Below are 21944 nucleotides of genomic sequence, written 5' to 3'. Positions count from 1 at the left end.
TCGGTTAGCTGCCGACCCGCATTCCAGGCGTGCCCTCCAGGGGCGCGCCATAGCAAGAGAAAAACATATGAGTGATGCTATCGAGCTCAGTCTGGACGGGGTAGAGCGCCAGCCCATGCGCGCCTTCACCGAGCAGGCTTACTTGAACTACTCCATGTACGTCATCATGGACCGGGCCCTGCCCCACATCGGCGACGGCCTCAAGCCCGTGCAGCGGCGCATCATCTACGCCATGAGCGAGCTGGGGCTGTCGGCCCTCTCCAAGCACAAGAAGTCCGCCCGTACCGTGGGTGACGTGCTGGGTAAGTACCACCCCCACGGCGACAGCGCCTGTTACGAAGCCATGGTGCTGATGGCCCAGCCCTTCTCCTACCGCTACCCGCTGGTGGACGGTCAGGGCAACTGGGGTGCACCGGACGATCCCAAATCCTTCGCCGCCATGCGTTATACCGAGGCGCGGCTGTCGCGCTTCTCCGAGCTGCTGCTCTCGGAATTGGGCCAAGGGACCGTGGAGTGGACGCCGAACTTCGACGGCACCATGAAGGAACCCGTGGTGCTGCCCGCCCGCCTGCCGCACATCCTGCTCAACGGGGTGACCGGCATCGCGGTGGGGATGGCGACCGACATCCCGCCCCACAACGCGCGGGAAGTGGCCCTTGCCTGTGCCGAGCTGCTGGACAACCCCAATGCGGGGCTGGATGTGCTGATGACGCACATCCAGGGGCCGGACTACCCGACCAACGCCGAGATCATCACGCCGCGCGACGACATCCGCAAAATCTACGAGACCGGCAAGGGCTCCATCAAGCAGCGGGCGGTGTGGAGCGAGGAGGATGGCGACATCGTCATCACGGCGCTGCCCCATCAGGCGTCCGGCGCCAAGATCATGGAGCAGATCGCAGCCCAGATGGTGGCCAAAAAGCTGCCCATGGTCACCGATCTGCGCGATGAATCGGACCACGAAAACCCGACTCGTCTGGTGATCGTGCCGCGCTCCAACCGGGTGGATGTGGAGGGGCTGATGGCCCACCTGTTCGCCACCACTGATCTGGAGAAGAACTATCGGGTCAACCTCAACATCCTGGGGCTGGACAACCGGCCCCAGGTGAAGACCCTCAAGATGATCCTCTCCGAGTGGATCGTCTTTCGCCGCGAGACGGTGCGCCGCCGTCTGCAATATCGCCTCGACAAGGTGCTGGCTCGCCTGCACATCCTCGAAGGCTTGCTGATCGCCTACCTCAACATCGACGAGGTGATCGAGATCATCCGCACCGAGGATGAGCCGGGCAAGGTGATGGTGGAGCGCTTCAACATCAGCGAGACCCAGGCCGAGGCCATCCTCGAGCTCAAACTGCGCCATCTGGCCAAGCTGGAAGAGTTCAAGCTGCGCGCCGAGCAGGAAGAGCTGGCGGAAGAGCGCGACAAGCTGGAACTCATTCTGGGTTCCGAGCGTCGCCTCAACACCCTGCTCAAGAAAGAGCTGCTGGCGGATGCCGAGAAGTACGGCGACGATCGCCGCACCCCCCTGGTGGAGCGCGCCACCGCCGTGGCGCTGACCGAGAAGGAGCTGACCCCGAGCGAACCGGTGACAGTGATCCTGTCTGACAAGGGCTGGGTGCGTGCCGCCAAGGGCCACGACGTGGATGTGGCCGGGCTCTCCTACAAGGCGGGGGATGGCTATCTGGCCCACGCCTGCGGGCGCAGCAACCAGCAGGCGGTGTTCCTCTCCAGCCTGGGCCGCACCTATTCCCTGGAGGCGCACACCCTGCCCTCCGCCCGCAGTCAGGGCGAACCGCTCACCGGCCGCTTTGCACTCGGGGCGGGGGAAGAGGTGCGCCATCTGGTGATGGGCAACGAAGGGGAGCCGTATCTGATCGCGAGCGACGCCGGTTACGGCTTCGTCTGCAAATATGACGATCTCATTGGCAAGAACAAGAACGGCAAGGCGCTGCTCACCGTGCCGGAAGGGGGCCAGGTGATGGCACCCCAGAAGATTGGCTCGCCAGAAACCGATCTCTGCATGGCCATCTCCAACGAGGGGCGCATGTTGCTGTTCCCGCTCAGCACTCTCCCGGTGCTCGGCAAGGGCAAGGGCAACAAGCTCATCAGCATCCCCTCGGCGCGCGTCAAGGCGCGGGAGGAGTTTATGGTGATGGCCGCCATTATCCCTCAGGGGCAATATGTCACCCTGTTTGCCGGCAAGCGCAAGCTGACCCTCAAACCCTCGGATCTCGACTACTACCGCGGCGAGCGCGGCCGCCGCGGCGCCAAGTTGCCCCGTGGTTTGCAGCGCGTCGATCGCATCGAGATTGAACCCGCCGCCGGTGCCGAACCGGCAGCCGGGGAAAATCAGGAGGGGTGATAACTAAAGAGGGAGCAATTTATTGCTCCCTATTAATTTCAGGTAATAAATGAGGGTTTCATTTATTACCATTGCTGGTGGTTAATGCTAGAGTTCGCAAACTCAGCCCAGCCTATGGCCCTGCTTTATTTGGTTGAAAAACATATCCCAGAGGTGTTCCGCCATTCCTTCGTTCGTGAGTAATATCTCTCTTGAAGAACTCATTGTGTAAACACCCATCAATGGACGGAAACCAAGAGTTTGACCATTGTCGTTAATAATAAAACATTCATTGTAACTGTTTCTGGTTATGCCACCCTGACCATAGCATATATCTCCCGCCCCATGATTACGGCTGTTGTTACGCCAAATGCCACACTGACCAACTCGGCTCCCGTTGATGTAAATGGCGCAACTGAATGCATTGGCATCCAGTTGGTGAAACTCATAATCTACCCCTGGATTACGTTTTTTAAGCTCAGACAGGGAATTTTCAAAATATAGGGAAACGTACTCAAACCCTTCACGGCAGGCACGATCTTTATCGAGATCGGTAAAGTTATTAGGTAAAGAAAGGTTGCTGGATCTCGGCGTGAAAATGGATTCTGTTTCTTGGGTCAACGAAGGCGAAGAAGTCGGTGAACGAAAGCCAAAATTCTGCCGCGCTTTTTTCACCTCCATATTATCAATGGCACGCGCTACTGCATCGACCACCTGCACATAGCCTTCATCATGACTAGCGAATTTCGTGATCGGTTTAGCATCCACTGTGGCAGCAAGGATGTTGCCAAACGGTAATTTATGCCAGGCGCATTCCCTTAAAATTACTGGAATAACTACTGCATCGCCATGTCTATGACGCTCCATAGCATTTACCATTTCAACCTGATAACAATAATCAGAAGCGATAAAATCACTGCTAATCAGCAAGAGTACAATGTCTGCTTCAGAAAAATATTGGTCAATTTGATGCTCAAACACTTGCCCTGGAATAACGCATCGATCGTGCCATGTAGATATCTTTCCCATGCGTTTCAAAGGGGAGAGATGTTTTTCAAGTTCATTACGTAATGCTTCATCAGCATGGGAGTAGGAAAAAACGAGGCTAGCCATAATTCTAAGATGCTCCTGAACCATTACTGTTGGATACAACTATTCTGACGATTAAGTAAGTAGGGTGCAATGAACAACGTGAATTGCACCGCTATTTATCGCGCCTATGTTGCCGGTGCAATGCGCTGCGCTTATTACACCCTACGTCTGGCTGTACAGGACCGAGGCTGAATCAGCTGTTAGCGTAAACGGCTGGCCGACAGCTCCTATCTCTCTTTTTACCTATCTTCACAGTGCTGATGGGGCGAACATTCTGGCTTCGCAAGCCTCCCCCACTCGCTAAGCTTGAAAGGAGCAGCACAATGCCAGGAGGCCAATCATGGAGATCGACAAAGCCATCGGACTGATCGAGGCCCACGGGGCCTTTCACGGGGATCACTACAGCTTCAACAGCGACGAGTTCGTGCAGTGGTGCGAGCAGGATGCCCACCAGACCCTCAGCCTGGAGCAGGCCAATCACGAGCTCGCCCCCTTCTGCATCCGGGTCGGCTATGCAGAGCCGAGCAGGTCGTGGCGTTACTATCTCACCTGATCCCCACCTGACGCAGGCAAAGGCGAGGCAAGGGTCTCGCCTTTTCTATGGGCTGGGTAATGGAAAAAGGAGCCGTCAGGGCTCCTTTTCTGTGATCATGCAGCGGCCTGTTGCGGCCCTATATGCCGGCCTGGGCACCATGCAGCAGCACCATGCCGGTAAACAGCAGCCAGTCGTTGATGATGTGCGCGCCGGTCGATACCCAGATGTTTTTGGTGATGATGTAGCCACTGAGCAGCACGATGCGGGCCGTGCCGATCACCAGAAAACATTGCAGAAAATTCCAGTCATAGGTGGGCAGGTGCATGGCCCCGAAGATAAGGGCAGTGGATAGCCAGGCGATGATGATGGCGGACTTGCGCGTCAGGGCGAGCTTTGTGTGACAAAACCAGAGGATGGCCAGAAAAGGCAGGATGGAGACCACCTCCTCGCCAAAGAGCTGAGGGGCCGTTTTTAAATAAAAGAGGATGCGCGCCGTATTGGGGGCCTCTGCCAGCATGGCGCTGACCGGGTTGTCACTCATCTTGAACAGCTGTTGCAGCACCAGGGCAACGGCAACCGAGACCAGAATGTTGACGACGGCGATCGCCAGCATCAAGAGGAGATCCCGCCCCGTCGGCGTTCGAAACAGCGCTCGCCATGCCTTCCCCGCCACCATGGCGAGCACGGCCAGGGGGATGAGGGGGAACAGGATGGCGGATACAAAGCCGCCCGCCGTGGTTTTATAAAATGCAAGGTGCGCCGTCAGCACGGCGAACCCCAGCACCACCCCCAGTAGGATCAGCACCCAGCTGCGGCCAGACAAGGCATTCGGGGGCTGGCGATAGAAGGGGAAGTCTCCGGCACTTTTGCGCTCGAAGCCATAGCTATCGCCGTCGTTCAAACCCGGCATTGCTGCAGATTGGTGCTCACCCATGCTGACCCTCGATAGTTCATTCAGTTGGCATGGAGTCAACCCTACACCAAGTGGGGCGCCTGGGTAGCCATGCCAGCCTCTTTATTCAAAGGCCGACCATCGAGCCGTTATCTCGGAGCTCCTGCCTTCTTGGCCGTCGTGTCATTCAGTCCCTGGCACAGCCCCACCGACTTCACCCGGGTTGCCGGTGCCATGCGCTGCGCTTATCACACCGCCGAAGTATTAATTATTGAAATTCCAGGCGATGGGCAGCTCAAGGTCGAAGACGAGCTCGTCCCCTTCCAGGCGAAAGGGGACGCTGATCTGGTGCTGCCCATATTTGTCGACGATGAGGCAGCACTCGAAGAAGTTGGATTCGTAGCTGAGCAGGGCCGAGCCTGTGGCGCCTTCGGCGTCGAGCGTTATGCCAAGCACTCGCGGCGGGTGCTCCTGGCTGAGGTTGACCGCGGGATTGCCCTCATCCACTAGCCGCTCCAGCAGGGGGAAGAAGTCCTGCTTGTGGGCATCTATGGCTCGGGCTATGGCTTGTTCCAACTCGGCCTGAGTGGCAAAGGGGCCCGCCAGCTTATATCGGGTCTGGATCCGCTCCTGGGTCATCTTGCTCTCCTTTTCGCTTGTGCCCGTTCCGGGCCTGTGGGTCACACCTTATCAGATGCGGGGGCAAAGCATCAGGCGGGGATGCGGCCGTTGCGCACCAGGGCCCGGCGGATATTTTTGCACATCTTGCCGAAGCGCTGGATCTCGTCGAAGGAGGGTGGAATGCCGCGATCGATCTGGTATTGCCAGTAGCAGAGATCCGTATCCACCAGCTCCATCAGCTTCTTGGGGCAGCCGATGCAGCTGTTGTCCGGCCCGCACCTGAAGGTATCCGGTTGATAGAGCGGGAATTCTTGTTTCACGGCGTCGATGATCTGCTGCATGGCGGTGATGCGGTCGGGTTTTCTGCTCACGGCGTTCCCCTGCGGTCGGTATGGGGGAGCCATTATATCCCTGACAAAAGGTGAGCCAATGACGCTGAGGAGGTAGTTCGGCGGCGGCCGATGGCGGATAGCATAACGCCCGGCAAGCCGGGCGTTATGGGGACAGGCGGCCATGGCGCCATGCAAAGCGCCGACAGACGCTAGAAGTCGTGGTAGAGGGGCCAGCCGAGCAGGGGGTGCCTGAGCCCGGCGCGCATCTCCATGTTGTCGAGCTTCTCCGGGGAGGCGTTCTCCCGTTGCTGCTGCTGGTACTGGCGCACAAACCCCAGGGTGTGCAGCAGGTTCGGCACGAAGCCCGGGCTCAGCTCCTGGCGCAGGGCATCGGCCATGTCGGCGGGCAGCTCGGCGAGCAGCAGGGCAAGCTGGGCGGCGAGATAGTCGGTATCGTACCAGCGCTCGTCGAGCTCAATCTCCCGCGCAAGTTTGCGCTTGAGATCCTGCTTCACCTTGAGGGGCGCGGCGCCGCTGCCCTTGCCGCACAGGATGCGGTAGAGCAGGGCCTCGGCCAGCTTGTCCTCCATGGTGGGGTGGTCGCTCTCGCTGGCGAAGAAGTGCTGATCGATAAGCCCCATCAGGCGGCTCTTGTTGTGCTCGGCCAGCGCCTTCTCGTACTCCTGCCACCCTTGCCACTCCTCGATGTCGGGGGGGCTCGAGACCTTGTCCAGCAGCCTGGCATCCACGTCGCCATAGAGGCTGTTGCCCGTCTGTTTGGGGCCGACGGAGATCAGCATGGACCAGCCCTTCTGGAACGGTTTGATGGGCCCCTCCGGCGCCTGCAGCAGGGCCAGCGCCCGGGCCGTGTCGCGCCCGGAGAGCTCCTGCAACCCCAGGCTCACCACGCCGATGACGTCGTGGGCGGCCTGCTCCAGCAGGTGCATCTTGTACTTGTTGTAGTACTTGTCGGCGAATTTCAGGCTCATCAGCACCGCCTTGCCCTTGATGGCGGCAAGCTGCTGGGCGCTCAGGCGTTCGTTGTCGCGACCAAAGCGCAGCACCTGGGTGAGGAAGGGGCCTTCGTTGGCCTCGCGGATGACTAGCTGCATAGGGCTCTCCTCAATCCAGGAAGCTGAACATGTCGTCCACTTCGTCGTACTCGTCGCTGACCTGGTTCTTCTCCTTGGCCTGCATCACCAGCTCGTTGGCGAACTTGTTGATGATGCCGTCCCAGGTGGCGTTCTCGCTGCGCAGCAGCGACTTGATGGCTTTCTCCACCTCGGGAGCCTGCTCGCGGATCAGCATCAACAGGCTTCTCGGGTCATCCAGCGGGTAGTCGTGGGCATCTTCGCTCTGCTGGCGCTCGCTGTAGGCGAGGGACTCCTCGAGATCTTCCTCTTCGGCGTGCAGGGTGTCGCGATAGCCCTCTTCATCCTCGTAGCGATCGCCACGGTAGAACTCGATGAAGGGGATGGCGAGGTAGAAGAGCCCGGCCGGGTCTTCGGCGATGCACTCCAGGATCTCGCGCTGCTTGGCCTCGCTGTCCTGGGTGCGGATCAGGTAGTTGAGGAAGTCGAAGGTGTGCTGCTGCAGCTCTTCGGCATTGTTCTTGATGGCCTCCTCCCAGTAGAGAGGTTGCTGGCAGACGATGTCGCGGATCCGCTCCGGGGTCATCAGCTCGGAGATGATGGACGGGAAGGAGATGTCGTGCTGGCCGTTGATCTGGGTCAGAGTGACGATATCAATGTTTTCAATGACTTCGGCCAATTGCTCGTCGGACATTGTCTTGGCGATCAGCTCGAACTTCTCGCTGGCCTGCTTGGGCTCGACCACGGCCAGCTCTTTGATCTCGATGGCGGTAATTTCTATCAGACTGTTCATGCTTTGCCTCAAATTAGAAACGCACTTCGTCGTACATGTCCTGATCGTCTTCCTCACCCTCGCCGCCATGGTAGTCGGCGTCGGCATCTTCCCCGTCGTCATCTTCGTCGTCACGCAGCTCGTAGTCGTCATCGGCACGACGGCCACCGCGGGGCAGGGGGTTGTCCAGCAGGTAGAGCACGGCGCAGGCTTCGATCAGCTGATCTTCGCTCTGGGCCCGCACCGCCTTGACCAGCGGCAGATCGGCGTTGTTGAACGCCACCGACACCTTGAACGCGTCCCATGAGGGTTGTACGCCGTCGGCGAGCCACCTGGCCCACTCAGGTTTCGCCTTGGGCGGGAACTGCACCCGGCCGTAGAGGGCGAGCGGCAGGTATTCGGGCATGAACTCCAGCATGCTGATGTCGGCCAGCAGCAGGGCCTTCATCTTGCCGGTAAACTGCTCGAGCGCCTTGGGCTGATCCTGATCCCGGTAGGATTCGATGTTCTCGCCCGCGTCACTCATCAGCGCTTTGATGCGCGCCTGGTCCCATTTTTTTTGCATAGCGCCCTCAGGGGTAGAATTGGTCCCACATCTCCTGCATGGCAGCAGCGGGATCGGTCACGATGACGTTGTTGAAATCCTTGATAAAAGCGGCTCTCGCCTTGGGATCGGAAAGCACTTCGTAGGCCTTCTTCACCTGATGCAGCTTGATGGCTGCCTGCTCTTTCTCTTCTTCGCTCGCCCCGTGCAACTTGTCGGGGTGGTACTGGTTCGAGAGCCGTCGATAGGCTTTCTTGATGTCGTTTTCGCTGGCGTTGGACTTGACGCCCAGCACCCGAAAGTAGTTGTTCATGGCAGATCCTGCATCACTGGCATCATCAGAGTCACAATGCTGGCGCCTGATGGGGCTTGGGGGAACCAGGCACGGTAAAAACCCGTCATTTTAACGGAAACCACAGGCCACCGCCATGAATAGGACGCGATATGGCAGCGGCCCGGGGTGGACACGGATCCCGTCCGTCACGGAGCGGCTTGTCAGCCCTGCAGACATGGAGGGTCCGGCATGGAGACTACACTGACAGAGGGTATCCGTGACGGGCGACAGTGTACTCATGCTGGAACCACATCGTCGGGCGTGCATGTGACAAGGAACCTGCCCTGGGGATAGGCATCAGGACCCGGCAAGGCCGGGGCCATCACAAGGAATAGACACCATGTTCAAACGTTATCTTCTGCCTCTGGTACTGCTGGGGGGCGTCGCCATCGCCGCCGATGAGAGCCTCGACGAGCCCTTGATGTTCATCAAGGGGGACATCACCAAGGCCCAGTTCATGGAGAGAGCCGAGCAGCGCTTCGCCCGGCAAGACAGCAACGGCGATGGCACCCTGTCGGTCGCCGAGAAAGAGGCCGCCATGGCCAAGATGCATGAGGCGATGAAGCAATCGGGCAAGGCCATGCCCGGCAAGATGGGCAACATGAGGCCGATGCAGGACACGACCAAGGCGCAGTTCATGGAACGCCATGAGACCCTCTTCACCAAGATGGACAAGAACGGTGACGGCGTGATCGACGAGGCCGAACGGGCCAGCGTCAAGGCCCGGCTCGGCCAGGGGATGATGTCACCGGCGCAATAGGGGCCGCAGCAAAAAGTACCGCCTTCAGATAAAAAAAGAGCCCGGTCGTCATACCGGGCTCTGTTCATTGTGATGGGGCTCAAGCCAGCCAGTCGGCCCACAGCAGCCGCAGCTGCAAGCCCCAGCGACTGCTCCAGCCCGTGGTGCTGCTCACCACCTTGCCCTCCTTGAGGATGAGGAAGCTGGGGGTGACGCTCACCTGCCAGCGGGCGGCGAGCGCACCCTGCTCATCGTTGTGGGTGGGGAAGCTCAGCCCCTTCCTGGCCATGCCCTGCTGCAACCTGGCGTCGTCGCCGGAGCGCAGCGCCACCGTCAGCACATTGCCGCCGTCCTGCCAGAGCTGCTCCACTGCCGGGGTAGTGAAGCGGCAGACGGCGCACCAGCTGGCCCAGTAGTAGACCAGCAGCGGCCGCTCCCGGCTCATGGCCAGCAGGTCGGCCCGGGTGCCATCTTGCAGGGTCAGCACAGGCAGCGGGCTCCCCTCCGGCAGCGCCGGACTGCGCCACAGATCCAGCACGGTCGAGATGATCAGGGCAAACAGCAGCAGCCAGAGCGCCTCCTTGCCCCAGCGTCGCCAGCGGGGTCTGGGGGTTACTGTCTCGGTCATTGGTTACCCCAGTTTCGCCAGTTCAGTTTTCACAAGCTGTTCGAGCTGCTCATAGGGGAGGGCACCCGGCACCAGCTGGTTGCCGATCAGCGTCGCCGGTGTGCCCTGCACGCCCAAGAGGGTGCCGATGCGCAGGCTATTGCGCAGCTCCTCTGTGGCCTTGCCCTCGGGTTTGAGCGCCACATTGCCGGTGGCCGCCAGCGCCTTGTTGATGTCCGCCTCGGTCAGCATGCCCTGCTTGCTCATCAACTTGTCGTGCAGGGCGAGGAAGCGGGCCGGATCCTGCTGCCACAGGGTCAGGCTGTACTGGGCCGCCTTGGCGGAGGTCTGCCCCTTGAACGGCAGCAGCTTGATCACCAGCCCCAGATCGTTCGGGTAGGCCTTGAGCAGCCTGGCCACCGCGGGGTCGAACTGCTTGCAGTAGGGGCAGTTGTAGTCGGTGAACAGCACCAGGGTCAGCTTGGGGTTCTTGGCCCCCAGGCGCGGGCTGGTGGCGCTGTTGAACAGCACCTCTTTGTTGCCCTTGATGAAGTCGCCGAGCTGGGCCGCCTGATCCGCGGCGTTCTGTTTCTCCCAGGATTCGGCCGCCTCATCCAGGATCTTCGGGTTCTGGACCAGGGTCTCGCGGATGAGCTCCTTGATGCGGGCCTCCTGTTCCGGGGTGAAGGGGGCGGCGTGCAGGGCCGGGGTCAACAAGGTGCCCAGCAGGGTCAGGGCGAGCAGGGTCGGTTTCATTTGGTTTCTCCTTGAGAGGGGGCAATACCGGCTTGCGCCAGGGTGGCAAGCAGGGTCGATCGGTCCAGCAGGGGGGAGAGGATCTCGCCATCCGTCAGGCCGGGCCCGTAGATCTGGTTGAAGGGAATGGCCACGCTGCCGCGCTGGCGCAGGAAGCTGGCGATGCTGTCGGAGGGGCGGCTCCAGTCCCCGCGCAGGGCCACCACATCGGGGGCGCTCAGGGCCTGTTGCACGTCATCTCGCAGCAGTACGTTGAATTTGTTGGCCTTGCAGGTGATGCACCAGTCGGCGGTCACATCGACGAAGACTCGCTTGTTCTGGGCCAGTGCCAGTTCGATGGCCTGCTCCGAGAGCGGCTGCCAGTCGACCCTGTCCTGCTGGGGCTTGCCGTCCAGGGTGAAGGCACCGCCGAGCAGCAGGGCCCCGCCCAGCAGGCAGCCCAGCGCCAGCCCCAGGGTCAGCGTGCGTATGCCGTGGCGCCAGACGACGGCCAGCAGCAGGGCCGTCAGCATCAGCGCCATCAGGATCAGCATCCAGAAGGGGCCGACGTGGTTGCCGAGCAGGCTGAGCAGCCAGAGGCTGGAACCCAGCATCATCAGGCCGAGCAGGGTGCGCAGCCGCCCCATCCAGCGGCCCGGCTTCGGCAGCCAGAGCGCCAGGCGAGGGACGGCGGCGATGAGCAGCCAGGGCAGGCTCATGCCCACCCCCAGGGCGGTAAAGATGAGCCAGAGCTGGCCGAGCGGCGCCCCGAGCGCAAAGGCGACCGCAGTGCCGAGGAAGGGGGCCGAGCAGGGGGTGGCCAGCAGGGTGGCAAAGCAGCCCTGCAGGAAGTGACCCCCCAGCCCCTGACCGCCGCTGGTGGCCAGGCGGGTATTGAGGTTGCTCGGCAGTCGCAGCTCGAACAGCCCCAGCAGGTTGGCGCAGAACAGCGCCGTCACCACCACCATGAAGCCGATAAACCAGACGCTCTGGAACTGTATGCCCCAGCCGACCGCCCCCTGGGTGGCGCGCAGCAGGGTGCTCATCAGCGCCAATGCCCAGAAGGAGACCAGGATGCCGGCACTGGCCGCCAGGAATTGCAGGCGCACCGGGCGGCGCTCCCGGGTCTGAAGTTGCAGCACCGATCCCAGCTTGAGGGCCAGCACCGGCAACACGCAGGGCATCAGATTGAGGATGAGGCCCCCCAGCAGCGCGGCTCCCAGCAGCCAGAGCAGCGACTGGCCGCCGCTCGGCAGGGTCAGGGGCTCACCTATGCGGACCTCGCTCTGCCAGGCCTGCTCGCCGCTCGCCAGCACCAACCCGAGTGGCTGATGACGGATATCGGGGGCATCCCCCTGCCAGCCATCGCTGACCGGAATACGGGCGATCAGGGTGTTGCCCTGCACGTCCAGGCTGGGCTCGCCGAATTCGGCTCCCTCCAGGCGCTGGAGGAAGATCTGGGGATCCTGCCAGCCCTGGGGGTTGTCGGCGGTCAGCTGCAGCTGGTTCTGCCGGTAGCCCGCCTCGAGGGTCACAGTGCCCGGCATGGCCTGTGGCAGGGGGCTCATCGCCTTCGCATAGGCCAGGTCGAACCCTTCGGGGGCAGCGCCGTCCAGCGCCAGGGTGAAGGGGTAGTCGGTCAGGATGCAGACGTTGCTGCAGGTCGAGAGGCGCAGGGTGCCCGTCAGCGCCTCGCCGCCGCTGCGGGTGAGGCTGATGGGAAGGTTGACGTCCCCCTGGTAGCCCTGGGTCGAGATGCCGCTGACGTCGAACCGCCTGGGCACTGGCCAGTGCCACTGCGCCGCTGGCTGGGGAGCATCCCAGAGGATCTCGGGGGCTATGCCGCCTTCCCCCGGGTTCTGCCAATAGGTTTTCCAGCCGGATTCAAGTTGCAGGCTGAGCAGCACCCGGGGGGCGGCGGGATCCCGGGTGTCAGCTTGCAGCCGCACCTTGGCATGATCGTTCTGGGGGCTGGTGAGCCAGCCGGTGTCGCTGGCCAACCCAAAGGATTGCCATAGCAGACCGCTCAGCAACAGGGCGGTCTTGATGATGTTTGACATGTGTTTGTCTCTTGAAAATGAAAGTCAGGGTGGAGAAAACCGCCGCAGACTCATTCCCGCCAGACACAGAGAGTGAGGTGCAGTCGCCGTTCCGGGGGCGAGATGTTGATGGGGGGAGGAAGCGCAGGGGCGCGGCGCGACAGGGGCGCCAGCAGGGCAATCACGAAGGCGATGGCAAAGAAGATCTGCTCGGCGCAGAGCAGGCTGGCGGCACTGAGCCACTTGCCGTTGAGCTGGCAACTGCTGGGCTGGGGCGTCGTGGCTTGCCCCTCGTCGGCATCGGCGCTGGACGAGGAGAGGGGGAGCATCTGGCAGCTCAGGGCCTGGTCGAGCTGTGCCAGCCTGGCCAGCGGCTGGGCCGCACAGTTGAGCACCTGGATGCAGACCAGCAGCAGGAGTCTTGTCGCCACGCGTTGTCGCAAAATCATGCTCGTTCTACCCTGTTGAATGGGGCATATCCTATCGATCAATGGTGGCATGAGCAAGCCGGTGGGATTCGATGCGGCCACGCGCTCCATCCGGGGTGGTCGGTTCTGTCTGGCGAACGCTTGTTCGCTAAAAGGGGGACCAGTATACTGCGCCGAGTCAAATTCCGAGGTGTTCGATGCTCAAACTTGCCCGTGTGCTGCTGCTTACCCTGCTGCTCATCTTCTGGTTCGTGTTTGGTCTGTTGCTCTGTCTGGTGCGTCCGCGCCACCCCAACAACGTCTATGTTTTCGCCCGCATGTACCATGCCGTCTGCCCGCTCATCGGGCTCAAGGTCCGGGTCACCATTCCGGACGAGGTCAAGTCGGTGGGGCCTGCCGTCTATGTCTGCAATCACCAGAGCAACTTCGACATCTTCACCGTGACCGGCGCCGTGCGTCCCGGCGTGGTGGCAGTGGGCAAGAAGAGCCTGCTGTGGCTGCCCTTCTTCGGCCTCATCTTCTGGCTCTCCGGCAACGTGCTGATCGACAGATCCAACCGCTCCCGTGCCATCGGCACCATAGGTCAGGTAGTGGATCGCATCAAGCACCACGGCACCTCCATCTGGATGTTCCCGGAAGGGACCCGCTCCCAGGGCCGCGGTCTGCTGCCGTTCAAGGCCGGCGCCTTCCACACCGCCGTCCAGGCCGAAGTGCCCGTGGTGCCCATCGTCTGCTCCAGCTACTTCGGTCAGGTGGACCTGAACCGCTGGGACAACGGCGAGGTGCTGCTGGAGATGCTGCCCCCCCTGTGTAGCAAGGAGCACGGCGCCGCCGGCATCCGCGATCTGTCGGATACCTGCCGGGCCAGGATGGAAGCCAAGCTGGCGGAGCTGGATGGCAAGCTGGGCCATCGCCCGGCCGCCTGAGGCTGAGCCCAACTCCATGAAGGGAGCCACTGGCTCCCTTTTTTATTGGTTAAAATCACCACATCATTGGCAATTCTCGCCAACTCATGGCCTTGAGATGGCAATGCCGAGTCTCCATCTATCTGTAAAACAACAATAAATTATCTTGGCACGGCTCTTGTAATGCCATGGGAAGAGAGTGACATCCCATCAACAAGGAGCCAGACCATGAGCGTATTCAGCCGCCTGACCGACGTGATCAATGCCAACCTGCACAGCCTGCTCGACAAGAGTGAAGAGCCGGAGAAGATGCTGCGTCTGATGATCGAAGAGATGGAGCAGGTGCAGATCGAGATGAGAACCCAGGCCGCCCGCGTCATCGCCGAACAGAAACAGCTGGAGCGCCATCAGCAGGCGCTGCGCCACCAGCTCCAGGAGTGGTCTGCCAAGGCCGAGCTCGCCATCCAGAAGGGACGTGAGGATCTGGCCCGTGCCGCCCTCACGGAGAAGCTGGCCGAGGTCAAGAAGTGCGAGCAACTGGAGCAGGACAAGGCCCGGGTGACCGAGGTGCTGGCCCAGCTCACCGCCGACAGCGAGCGGCTGGCGACCAAGCTGACCGAGGCCCGCGAGAAGCAGAAGATGCTGACCCTGCGTGAACAGACAGCCCATAGCCGGATCCGTGCCCGCGCCCAGGTGGACAACCAGCGCATGCATGAGTTGATGGCCCGCTTCGACGGCTTTCAGGGCCGGGTCGATCAGCTGGAAGCCCAGCTGGAGGCGGCGACCCTGGGGCAGAATCCCTCCCTGGAGGCCCAGTTCCGCGAGCTGGAGTTGAACGACGAGATTGAGCGCGAGCTGGCTCGCCTGAAAAGCCGTAAGGCGGAGGCATAACCATGAGCCCCTGGCCCAAAGATCTGGCCCATCGCAAGCTGACCGGGGTCTGTGCCGGTCTGGCCAGGGGGCTTGGGATCTCGAGGGTGACGGTGCGGGTGCTGGCCTTGCTGGCGCTTATCCTGATGCCGCCCCTGGCCCTGGCCCTCTATCTGCTGGCGGTGCTGGTGATGCCGCCCCGTCGTGAATTGAAACGCTGGCTGGATTGATCCCCGGATCAGGCCCGCTGGCCACTGCAAGCCTGTGAGGAGCACAACATGCTGGAATTTATCGTCTTGATGCTGGTGCTGGTGACCATGGCGCTGACCGGTTTTACCGTGCTGGCCATGCTGTTGGTGAGCGGGGTCTTCGTGCTGTTTGGCGCCCTGGCCGGCATGTTTGCCCTCATCATCAAGCTGGCGCCCTGGCTGCTGTTGGTGCTGGCGGTGTGCTGGTTGCTCGGCAACAGGCGCAAGCAGTCGAACACCTACCGTTAAGCCTCCCTGCTATCGGATCCTTCCTTGGCCGCTGCTCCCAGCGGCCTTTTTTATGGCGGGAGCGACTGGTTCAGGGGGACGGATCTATGGGGGCCGCGGCGGCGCTCAGCCAGGGTTGGCTCCAGCCGTGCCAGAGTCCGGGGTCGAGCACCAGGCGCTCCTTGAATGCCTTGCTCTGCTGCTTGAGGCGATACTCGAGGCGCAGCGCCTCACCCTTGTCCGCCACCCCCTGGCGCCACACCAGGGTCAGCGGCCCCTTGCCACGCAGGGCGCGGGCACCCTTGCCGCTCTGGTGCTGGCGCAGGCGTCGCTCGGGATCCGTGCTGATCCCCGCATAGAGCGAGCCCGCACCGGTGCGCACCAGATAGATAAACCAGTTAGCTGCAGGCTTATCGGTACAGACGTCCGTCGTCATGACTCTTTCCACAGGACCCGGCCGCGCCTGAGCCGATGCAGGGGCAGCAGGCTCACCAGCAGGCCGGCCCAGACGAAGGCGAAGCCCACCGATTTCACCGGATCCGGGATCTCCCCAAACCAGAAGATGGCGAGCAGGAAGGCGAGGCTCGGCTCTATGTATTGCAGCAGCCCCACAGTGCTCATGCGGGTGCGTGCCACTGCGTAGCAGAACAGCCCCACCGGCAGCAGGGTCGCGGGGGCAGAGCCCATCAGCAGCAGCTTGTCGGCCCAGTCACCGGCCATGAACTGGCTCATGCCGTGCAGACCCAGCCAGGCGAGGATCAGCAGGGCGACGGGAAGCTGGGCCAGGGACTCGAGATAGAGGCTGACACCGGCATCGTGGCGCACCTTCTTCTTGATGAGGCCGTAGAAGGCGAAGTTGGCCCCCATGATGAGGGAGAACCAGGGCAGCTCGCCGTAGGAGAACAGCATGTAGGCCAGCCCCGCCAGGGCCAGGGCGACCGCCAGATGCTTCTGGGGGGTGAGCCGCTCCTTGAGGAAGAGCACGGCGAAGGCGATGTTGAACAGCGGCGTCATGAAGAAGGCGAGGCTGGTGGCCAGCACCTGGCCCGTGGTCAGGCACCAGGTGAACATGCACCAGCTGATGGACATGACGGGGCCCGCCAGCAGGATGAGGCCGAGCTGGCGGGGTTCGCTTCGTAGGCGTGCCCAGGGGACCCGCACGCCGAGCAGCAGGAAGAGGCCGCCCAGCAGGACAACAGACCAGAGCACCCGGTGGGAGAGCAGCTCCCACATGTTGATCTCGGGCATGAACTGGTAATAGAGGGGCAGCATGCCCCAGAGCACGAAGGAGAGGGCCGCACTGCCGGGGCCCAGCCAGTTCTTCATCGCTTTCCGTTTATTAAATTAAACAAATGTGGCCGCATGATAAGTATCTGCCGCCGGTTCCACAAGCGGGATCCTGCCGGAAACTCTGTTACCATCAGGCCATGAACCGACTAGACCTGCTGTTTGAACAGATCCGGGCCTGCCGCCTGTGCGAGGCCCACCTGCCGCTCGGGCCCAGGCCGGTGATCCGCGGCAGCGAGCGCGCTCGCCTGCTGATCATCGGTCAGGCGCCCGGTACCCGCGTCCATGCCAGCGGCATCCCCTGGGATGACGCTTCCGGCGATCGGCTGCGCCACTGGCTCGAGGTGGACAAGGCCACCTTCTACGACGAGTCCCGCATCGCCATCATGCCGATGGGGCTCTGCTACCCCGGCAAGGGCAAGTCGGGGGATCTGCCGCCGCGCCCAGAATGTGCGCCCACCTGGCACGACAAGGTGCTGATGCTGTTGCCCAACATAGAGCTGACCCTGCTTATCGGCCAGTATGCCCAGCGCCACTATCTGCGGGAGGCGGGCAAGGAGTCCCTTACCGAGACGGTGCAATGCTGGCGGGAGTATGGTCCCGGCTGGCTGCCGTTGCCGCACCCTTCCCCGCGCAACACCTTCTGGCTCAGGAAGAATCCCTGGTTCGAGCAGGAGGTGATCCCCCACCTGCAGCAGCGGGTTGCCCCCTTGCTGCTTTGATTCAGACCGCCGGCTCTGCCAGTGGTTTTGACTTGCCGCGCGCCATGGCGACCAGCGGCAGTATGATGCACAGGCACCCCAGCAGCAGCGGCAGACCGGGCTGCTCGTCGAACAGCCAGACTCCGATGGCGACCGCCATCAGCAGGCCCGTGTACTCCGCCGAGGCGATCTTGCTCGCCTCCGCCTTGCGATAGGCCACCACGCACAAGCCCGCATAGACCATGATCAGCGCCGAGGAGCCGAAGGCGGGCCACCACATCTGCCACTGCCAGTTCCCCCCTTCCCACCAGGCCAGCGCCAGTATGAAGGGCATGCTCAGCACGTTGGTGAAGAACAGGGTCTGGGCGATGGGCTGCTTGAGCGGGATCCGCTTGATCAGCAGGTTGTTGACCGCCATGGAGAGCGCCACCCCGAGCGCCGCCAGGGCGGCCCAGTTCACCTCGGTCGGGCGCAGCACTATCAGCACACCGATGAAACCCACCAGTGCCGTCAGCACCTTCTGGCGCGACAGCGCCTCCCCCGCCAGCCAGACCGCGAGCGGCACCATCAGCAGCGGGGCCGCATAGAAGAGGGCGTTGGCGGTGGCCAGCGGCAAGCGGGTGAGGGCGACCACCATCAGGCAGACGCCGATCGCCCAGATGTGGGCCCGCAGCAGGTGCCACTTGATGGCCACCGGCGGGTTGCGCCGCCAGGACCAGAGCAGCCAGGGCGCCAGCAGGAGGGCGGCGGAGAGCTGGCGGAAGAAGACGAACTGGAACACGGGCTGGCTCGGCTCCAGCACCTTGACCAGCGCATCGGAGAAGACCGCCACCATGTTGCCCAGCACCAGATAGAGGATGCCAATCCCGACTGCGTTCATACCACCTCCCACGTTAGATGAGGGAAGGGTAGTCTGACGCCTGTTATCCAGTAAAATGATAAAAAATCACCATCCATGAGAATTTTGGATAATGAAGCTACCTCCCCTGCGCGCCGTTCAATACTTCGAGGCGGTTGCCCGCCTGCTCAGCTTCTCCCGTGCGGCCCTGGAGCTCAATGTCAGCCAGAGCGCGGTGAGCCACCAGATCCGCCTGCTTGAGGACTTTCTGGGGGAGCGGCTGCTGCTGCGCCAGGGGCGACTGCTGTCACTGACCGCCCAGGGGGAGAGCTATTTCGAGGGGATCTCCGCCGGGCTCGGCCAGATAGCCCAGAGCAGCGAACAGCTGCGCGGCGGCGGCGAGATGCGGCTGCGGCTCGCGGTCTACAGCTCGTTCGCGGTGAAGTGGCTGATCCCCAGGCTGGCCGGGCTGCGCCAGCTCTACCCCGAGCTGGATCTCAGCCTCGAGATGGTGGCGGAAGATCCCGAGCTCTCCGATCGGGTGGCGGACTGTTTCATCACCGTCTCGCCTCACGGCCGTGGTTATTGCCACGACCTCATCTATCGGGAGCGGCTCTTTCCGGTCTGCAGCCGTCGCCTGTTGCAGCAGGTGGAGGGGGAGTGGCCTGCCGCCATCTGGCAGTTGCCGCTGCTCTCGGTGCAATCCATCTACAAGGCGCGGGGGGAGGATTGGCAGCGCTGGGCCAAGGCGGGGGGGCTGGTGATTCCGGACGAGGCGCGGATGCACCACTTCAGCCATGTGCTGCTGGCGATGGAGGCGGCGGCCTGGGATCAGGGGGTGGCATTCGTGAACGACTACATGCTGCGACCGGACGATCCCCAGCTGGTGGCCCTGCCGGTGCACCAGCTGGAGACGGGAGATGCCTTCTACTTCACCTGCAAGCGCTCCCGGGCCCATGAGCCCGCCATCAGTCGGCTGCGCCAGTGGTTGATGATGGAGACGCGCCAGAGCATGCCGCTCTAGCCGGTTGGGCTGCTGGCTCGGGATGAACAGGGGGCAGGGGATGAACGAGGAGGCGAGATTGGGAGTGGCCTGACAGCTGGGATCAGGCCACTCCAGGCTCAGGCTTTCTTGAACTGGCTCAGGATAAAGAGGCTGGTGGCGCAGACCACCACCGAGGGGCCTGCCGGTGTGTCCTGGAACCAGGAGAGGGTCAGCCCCCCCAGCACGGCGAGACAGCCGATCAGGGCCGCGAAGCCGGCCATCTGCTCCGGCGTCTGGCTGAAGCGGCGGGCGGTGGCGGCGGGAATGATCAGGAGCGAGGTGATGATCAGCGCCCCGACAAACTTCATGGCCACGGCGATGACCAGGCCTATCAGCAGCATCAGCACGCAGCGCAGCACGTCGACCCGCACCCCTTCCACCCGCGCCAGCTCCTCCGAGATGGTCATGGAGAGCAGGGGATCCCACAGCCGCCACAGGGTGAGCAGCACCAGGGCGCCGCCACCGTAGATCCAGAGCAGGTCTATGGGCTGCACCGAGAGCAGGTCGCCGAACAGGTAGGCCATCAGGTCCACCCGTACATTGTCCATGAAGCTCAGGGTGACCAGGCCCAGCGACAAGGCGCTGTGGGCCAGGATGCCGAGCAGGGTGTCGGTCGCCACCTGCTGGTTGCGGCTCATGATCACCAGCAGCATGGCCATGGCGAGGCAGCAGACCACCACCGCCAGGGTGAGATCCACCTGCAGCAGTATGCCGAGCGCTATGCCGAACAGGCAGGCGTGGGAGAGGGTATCGCCAAAATAGGCCATCTTGCGCCACACCACGAAGCTGCCGAGGGGCCCGGCCAGCAGGGCGATGCCGAGGCCGGCCGCGAGGGCGTATAACAGAAAGCTGTCCACTTGAATGTCCTTAACTGCGCTTATGGATTGCGAGACGGCAGGCGGATGACGGGGACCTGCGGCTCATGATGATGGTGTTCGCCGTCGCAGTGGTGATGGTGGGTATAGACTGCCAGCACCTCCCGCTCCGGCCGCCCGAACAGGCGGGCAAACTCGGGGTGACGGGCCACGCTCTCCGGCTCGCCGTGGCAGCAGACATGGCGATTGAGGCAGATCACCTCGTGGGTGCTGGCCATCACCAGGTGCAGATCGTGGGAGACCATCAGCACGGCGCAGTTGAACTCGGCGGCGAGCTGGCTGATGAGGGCGTAGAGCTCGATCTGGCCCGTGATATCCACCCCCTGGACCGGTTCGTCCAGCACCAGCAGCTCGGGCTTGACCAGCAGGGCACGGGCCAGCAGCACCCGCTGCATCTCGCCGCCGGAGAGCTTCTGCATCCGGTTGTCCAGCAGATCCTGGGCGCCGACCCGCTCCAGCGCTTCCTCGATGGAGAGGCGGCTGTTCTTGCCGAGTTGCAGGAAGCGGCGCACCGTCAGCGGCAGGGTGGGATCCAGATAGAGGCGCTGGGGAACATAGCCGACCCGCAGATCGCGACGACGAATGATCTTGCCGGAGTCCGGGTTGAGCAGGCCCAGCACCAGCTTGCTCAGGGTGCTCTTGCCCGCCCCGTTGGGGCCGACCAGGGTGGTGATTTTGCCTTTGTTCAGGGTAAAGGAGACCTTGTCGAGCACGGACCGTCCGTCAAACGACAGACAGACCTCTTTCAGCTCCACCAGTTGGGTCATGACAGCTCCGGGGTTTACAGCCTGTGAGAGTTATAATATAACAGCGACGTTGGTTTGTTATATTATCACACACTCACTCCCTGACGAGACCTCTATGCGAATTCTTACTCTGATCACTGCGCTGCTGGCGGTGAGTCTGCCTGTCCGCGCCCTCGAGGTGCTGACCACCATCAAGCCCCTTGGTTTCATCGCGGCGGCCATCACGGATGGCGTGAGCGAGCCCAGCGTCTTGCTGCCAACCGGTGCCTCTCCCCACGACTTCTCCCTGCGTCCTTCCGATATTCGCAGCATCAACGACGCCGATTTGGTGGTCTGGGTCGGCCCCGAGCTGGAAGGTTTCATGGCCAAGCCGCTGGCCAATCATCCCCACAAGCTGACCCTGACCCAGGTCTCGGGGATGCCGCTGTTCAACTACGCGACTCAGGGCAGCCAGGATCCCGCTCATCATGACGACCACGACCATGATCACGCCGCCCATGAGCACGATGACCACGATCACGATGAAGGCCATGAGGGGCATCACCACGAGGGGGTGGATCCCCATATCTGGCTGGGGCCGACCCAGGCCAAGGTGATTGCCAGGGCGATCGCGACCGAGCTTGGCAAGCAGGATCCGGCCAATCAGGCCCGTTATGCCGCCAACCTGGCCGCGTTCGATGCCAAGGTGGACGCCAAGGACAAGGTGATCGCCGAGCAGATGAAGGTGGTGAACCAGAAGGGCTATTTCGTGTTTCACGAGGCTTATGGTTACTGGGAGCGTCACTACGGCATGAGCTCCAGGGGCCACTTCACCGTGAGCCCGGAGCGTCGCCCCGGCGCCAAGACCCTGGTGGAGATCCGCAAGGCGCTTGAAGAGAAACAGGCGAGCTGCATCTATGCCGAGCCGCAATTCTCCCCTGCGGTGATCGAATCGGTCGCCCGCAACACTGGCGCCAAGGTGTTGCTGCTGGATGAAGTGGGTGAGCAGGTGCCGCTTGGTCCCGATGCTTATCCGCACTTCATGCAACAGCTGGCCGACGCCTTCGCCCAGTGTCGTTGAGGCATCCCTGACTCGCCCTATGGGGTGGCCGCGGCCAAC

At 62.3% G+C, this 21944-nt stretch carries 27 protein-coding genes; 10 read left to right on the top strand and 17 right to left on the bottom strand.

Going from position 1 to position 21944, the window contains the following annotated elements; genetic code table 11:
- Positions 1 to 67 precede the first annotated feature (67 nt).
- On the top strand, positions 68 to 2362 hold the full coding sequence (gene parC, locus ACWPWQ_RS03135; RefSeq protein ID WP_454008974.1) for a DNA topoisomerase IV subunit A: 2295 nt from the start codon (positions 68 to 70) through the stop codon (positions 2360 to 2362).
- A gap of 102 nt (positions 2363 to 2464) precedes the next feature.
- Here parC and ACWPWQ_RS03130 read toward each other — a convergent pair whose 3' ends face one another.
- Positions 2465 to 3454, bottom strand: a complete 990-nt coding sequence (locus ACWPWQ_RS03130; protein ID WP_454008973.1) for a toll/interleukin-1 receptor domain-containing protein — start codon at positions 3452 to 3454, stop codon at positions 2465 to 2467.
- Between the two features lie 319 nt (positions 3455 to 3773).
- Here ACWPWQ_RS03130 and ACWPWQ_RS03125 point away from each other — a divergent pair, with 319 nt between their 5' ends.
- Positions 3774 to 3986: a hypothetical protein gene (locus ACWPWQ_RS03125; protein ID WP_454008972.1), complete on the top strand. Its 213-nt coding sequence runs from the start codon at positions 3774 to 3776 to the stop codon at positions 3984 to 3986.
- Between the two features lie 118 nt (positions 3987 to 4104).
- Here the strand turns inward: ACWPWQ_RS03125 and ACWPWQ_RS03120 are convergent, their stop codons facing one another.
- From ACWPWQ_RS03120 to atcJ, 7 genes are all read right to left on the bottom strand, one after another.
- Positions 4105 to 4869 (bottom strand): CPBP family intramembrane glutamic endopeptidase, encoded by a 765-nt coding sequence (locus ACWPWQ_RS03120; RefSeq protein WP_202047480.1) that lies wholly within the window; start codon positions 4867 to 4869, stop codon positions 4105 to 4107.
- Between the two features lie 255 nt (positions 4870 to 5124).
- Complete coding sequence (locus ACWPWQ_RS03115; protein WP_454008971.1) at positions 5125 to 5499, bottom strand: hypothetical protein; 375 nt, start codon at positions 5497 to 5499, stop codon at positions 5125 to 5127.
- A 71-nt stretch (positions 5500 to 5570) separates the two neighbouring features.
- On the bottom strand, positions 5571 to 5822 hold the full coding sequence (locus ACWPWQ_RS03110; protein ID WP_202047581.1) for a hypothetical protein: 252 nt from the start codon (positions 5820 to 5822) through the stop codon (positions 5571 to 5573).
- Between the two features lie 200 nt (positions 5823 to 6022).
- Positions 6023 to 6925, bottom strand: a complete 903-nt coding sequence (atcC, locus tag ACWPWQ_RS03105; RefSeq protein WP_454008970.1) for a cold adaptation protein AtcC — start codon at positions 6923 to 6925, stop codon at positions 6023 to 6025.
- 10 nt (positions 6926 to 6935) lie between these two features.
- Positions 6936 to 7697: a cold adaptation protein AtcB gene (atcB, locus tag ACWPWQ_RS03100; protein ID WP_139438759.1), complete on the bottom strand. Its 762-nt coding sequence runs from the start codon at positions 7695 to 7697 to the stop codon at positions 6936 to 6938.
- 13 nt (positions 7698 to 7710) lie between these two features.
- A complete protein-coding gene (gene atcA, locus ACWPWQ_RS03095) occupies positions 7711 to 8241 on the bottom strand; it encodes a cold adaptation protein AtcA (RefSeq protein ID WP_139438756.1) in 531 nt (176 codons plus the stop codon).
- Between the two features lie 7 nt (positions 8242 to 8248).
- Positions 8249 to 8533, bottom strand: coding sequence for a cold adaptation protein ActJcold adaptation protein ActJ (atcJ, locus tag ACWPWQ_RS03090; RefSeq protein WP_025325592.1), 285 nt, complete (start codon positions 8531 to 8533; stop codon positions 8249 to 8251).
- A 361-nt stretch (positions 8534 to 8894) separates the two neighbouring features.
- On the opposite strand from atcJ, the gene ACWPWQ_RS03085 reads away from it, so the two are divergent.
- Positions 8895 to 9314, top strand: coding sequence for an EF-hand domain-containing protein (locus ACWPWQ_RS03085; protein ID WP_454008969.1), 420 nt, complete (start codon positions 8895 to 8897; stop codon positions 9312 to 9314).
- A 79-nt stretch (positions 9315 to 9393) separates the two neighbouring features.
- Here the strand turns inward: ACWPWQ_RS03085 and ACWPWQ_RS03080 are convergent, their stop codons facing one another.
- The 4 genes from ACWPWQ_RS03080 to ACWPWQ_RS03065 are packed head-to-tail and all read right to left on the bottom strand — an operon-like array spanning position 9394 to position 13123.
- Positions 9394 to 9921, bottom strand: a complete 528-nt coding sequence (locus tag ACWPWQ_RS03080; protein WP_454008968.1) for a protein disulfide oxidoreductase — start codon at positions 9919 to 9921, stop codon at positions 9394 to 9396.
- A gap of 3 nt (positions 9922 to 9924) precedes the next feature.
- Complete coding sequence (locus tag ACWPWQ_RS03075; RefSeq protein ID WP_265436985.1) at positions 9925 to 10656, bottom strand: DsbA family protein; 732 nt, start codon at positions 10654 to 10656, stop codon at positions 9925 to 9927.
- A complete protein-coding gene (locus tag ACWPWQ_RS03070; protein WP_454008967.1) occupies positions 10653 to 12695 on the bottom strand; it encodes a protein-disulfide reductase DsbD family protein in 2043 nt (680 codons plus the stop codon). The genes ACWPWQ_RS03075 and ACWPWQ_RS03070 overlap by 4 nt, the downstream gene beginning before the upstream one ends.
- Before the next feature lie 50 nt (positions 12696 to 12745).
- Positions 12746 to 13123, bottom strand: a complete 378-nt coding sequence (locus ACWPWQ_RS03065; RefSeq protein ID WP_454008966.1) for a hypothetical protein — start codon at positions 13121 to 13123, stop codon at positions 12746 to 12748.
- Between the two features lie 176 nt (positions 13124 to 13299).
- On the opposite strand from ACWPWQ_RS03065, the gene ACWPWQ_RS03060 reads away from it, so the two are divergent.
- The 4 genes from ACWPWQ_RS03060 (at position 13300) to pspG (ending at position 15374) form a co-directional block, all read left to right on the top strand.
- Positions 13300 to 14028, top strand: coding sequence for a 1-acylglycerol-3-phosphate O-acyltransferase (locus ACWPWQ_RS03060; protein ID WP_139438739.1), 729 nt, complete (start codon positions 13300 to 13302; stop codon positions 14026 to 14028).
- A 207-nt stretch (positions 14029 to 14235) separates the two neighbouring features.
- A complete protein-coding gene (gene pspA, locus ACWPWQ_RS03055; protein ID WP_454008965.1) occupies positions 14236 to 14898 on the top strand; it encodes a phage shock protein PspA in 663 nt (220 codons plus the stop codon).
- Positions 14899 to 14900: 2 nt separating this feature from the next.
- Complete coding sequence (locus tag ACWPWQ_RS03050; RefSeq protein ID WP_042649985.1) at positions 14901 to 15107, top strand: PspC domain-containing protein; 207 nt, start codon at positions 14901 to 14903, stop codon at positions 15105 to 15107.
- Positions 15108 to 15155: 48 nt separating this feature from the next.
- Positions 15156 to 15374 carry an envelope stress response protein PspG gene (gene pspG, locus ACWPWQ_RS03045; RefSeq protein WP_319916846.1) on the top strand — a complete coding sequence of 73 codons (219 nt, stop codon included), beginning with the start codon at positions 15156 to 15158 and terminating at the stop codon, positions 15372 to 15374.
- Positions 15375 to 15444: 70 nt separating this feature from the next.
- Here pspG and ACWPWQ_RS03040 read toward each other — a convergent pair whose 3' ends face one another.
- Both ACWPWQ_RS03040 and rarD read right to left on the bottom strand, forming a co-directional pair.
- Positions 15445 to 15789 (bottom strand): GIY-YIG nuclease family protein, encoded by a 345-nt coding sequence (locus tag ACWPWQ_RS03040; RefSeq protein WP_454008964.1) that lies wholly within the window; start codon positions 15787 to 15789, stop codon positions 15445 to 15447.
- Positions 15786 to 16679, bottom strand: a complete 894-nt coding sequence (gene rarD, locus ACWPWQ_RS03035) for an EamA family transporter RarD (RefSeq protein WP_171272734.1) — start codon at positions 16677 to 16679, stop codon at positions 15786 to 15788. The genes ACWPWQ_RS03040 and rarD overlap by 4 nt, the downstream gene beginning before the upstream one ends.
- A 101-nt stretch (positions 16680 to 16780) precedes the next feature.
- On the opposite strand from rarD, the gene ACWPWQ_RS03030 reads away from it, so the two are divergent.
- Positions 16781 to 17362: a uracil-DNA glycosylase family protein gene (locus ACWPWQ_RS03030; RefSeq protein ID WP_454008963.1), complete on the top strand. Its 582-nt coding sequence runs from the start codon at positions 16781 to 16783 to the stop codon at positions 17360 to 17362.
- Between the two features lies 1 nt (position 17363).
- Here ACWPWQ_RS03030 and ACWPWQ_RS03025 read toward each other — a convergent pair whose 3' ends face one another.
- Positions 17364 to 18221: a DMT family transporter gene (locus ACWPWQ_RS03025; RefSeq protein ID WP_139438720.1), complete on the bottom strand. Its 858-nt coding sequence runs from the start codon at positions 18219 to 18221 to the stop codon at positions 17364 to 17366.
- Positions 18222 to 18312: 91 nt separating this feature from the next.
- Between ACWPWQ_RS03025 and ACWPWQ_RS03020 the strand changes: the two genes are divergently transcribed.
- Positions 18313 to 19203 carry a LysR substrate-binding domain-containing protein gene (locus tag ACWPWQ_RS03020; protein ID WP_025325605.1) on the top strand — a complete coding sequence of 297 codons (891 nt, stop codon included), beginning with the start codon at positions 18313 to 18315 and terminating at the stop codon, positions 19201 to 19203.
- 98 nt (positions 19204 to 19301) lie between these two features.
- Here the strand turns inward: ACWPWQ_RS03020 and znuB are convergent, their stop codons facing one another.
- Entirely contained in the window at positions 19302 to 20081 is a 780-nt protein-coding gene (gene znuB, locus ACWPWQ_RS03015; RefSeq protein ID WP_454008962.1) for a zinc ABC transporter permease subunit ZnuB, read from the bottom strand.
- Positions 20082 to 20101: 20 nt separating this feature from the next.
- Positions 20102 to 20866: a zinc ABC transporter ATP-binding protein ZnuC gene (gene znuC, locus ACWPWQ_RS03010; RefSeq protein WP_205643074.1), complete on the bottom strand. Its 765-nt coding sequence runs from the start codon at positions 20864 to 20866 to the stop codon at positions 20102 to 20104.
- A 94-nt stretch (positions 20867 to 20960) separates the two neighbouring features.
- On the opposite strand from znuC, the gene znuA reads away from it, so the two are divergent.
- Positions 20961 to 21905: a zinc ABC transporter substrate-binding protein ZnuA gene (gene znuA, locus ACWPWQ_RS03005; RefSeq protein WP_454008961.1), complete on the top strand. Its 945-nt coding sequence runs from the start codon at positions 20961 to 20963 to the stop codon at positions 21903 to 21905.
- Positions 21906 to 21944: the final 39 nt, after the last annotated feature.

This window comes from Aeromonas sp. Marseille-Q7275 (assembly GCF_965119515.1).
Note: the sequence above shows the minus strand (reverse complement) of the source record. Positions and strands in the feature narration are given on the sequence as shown.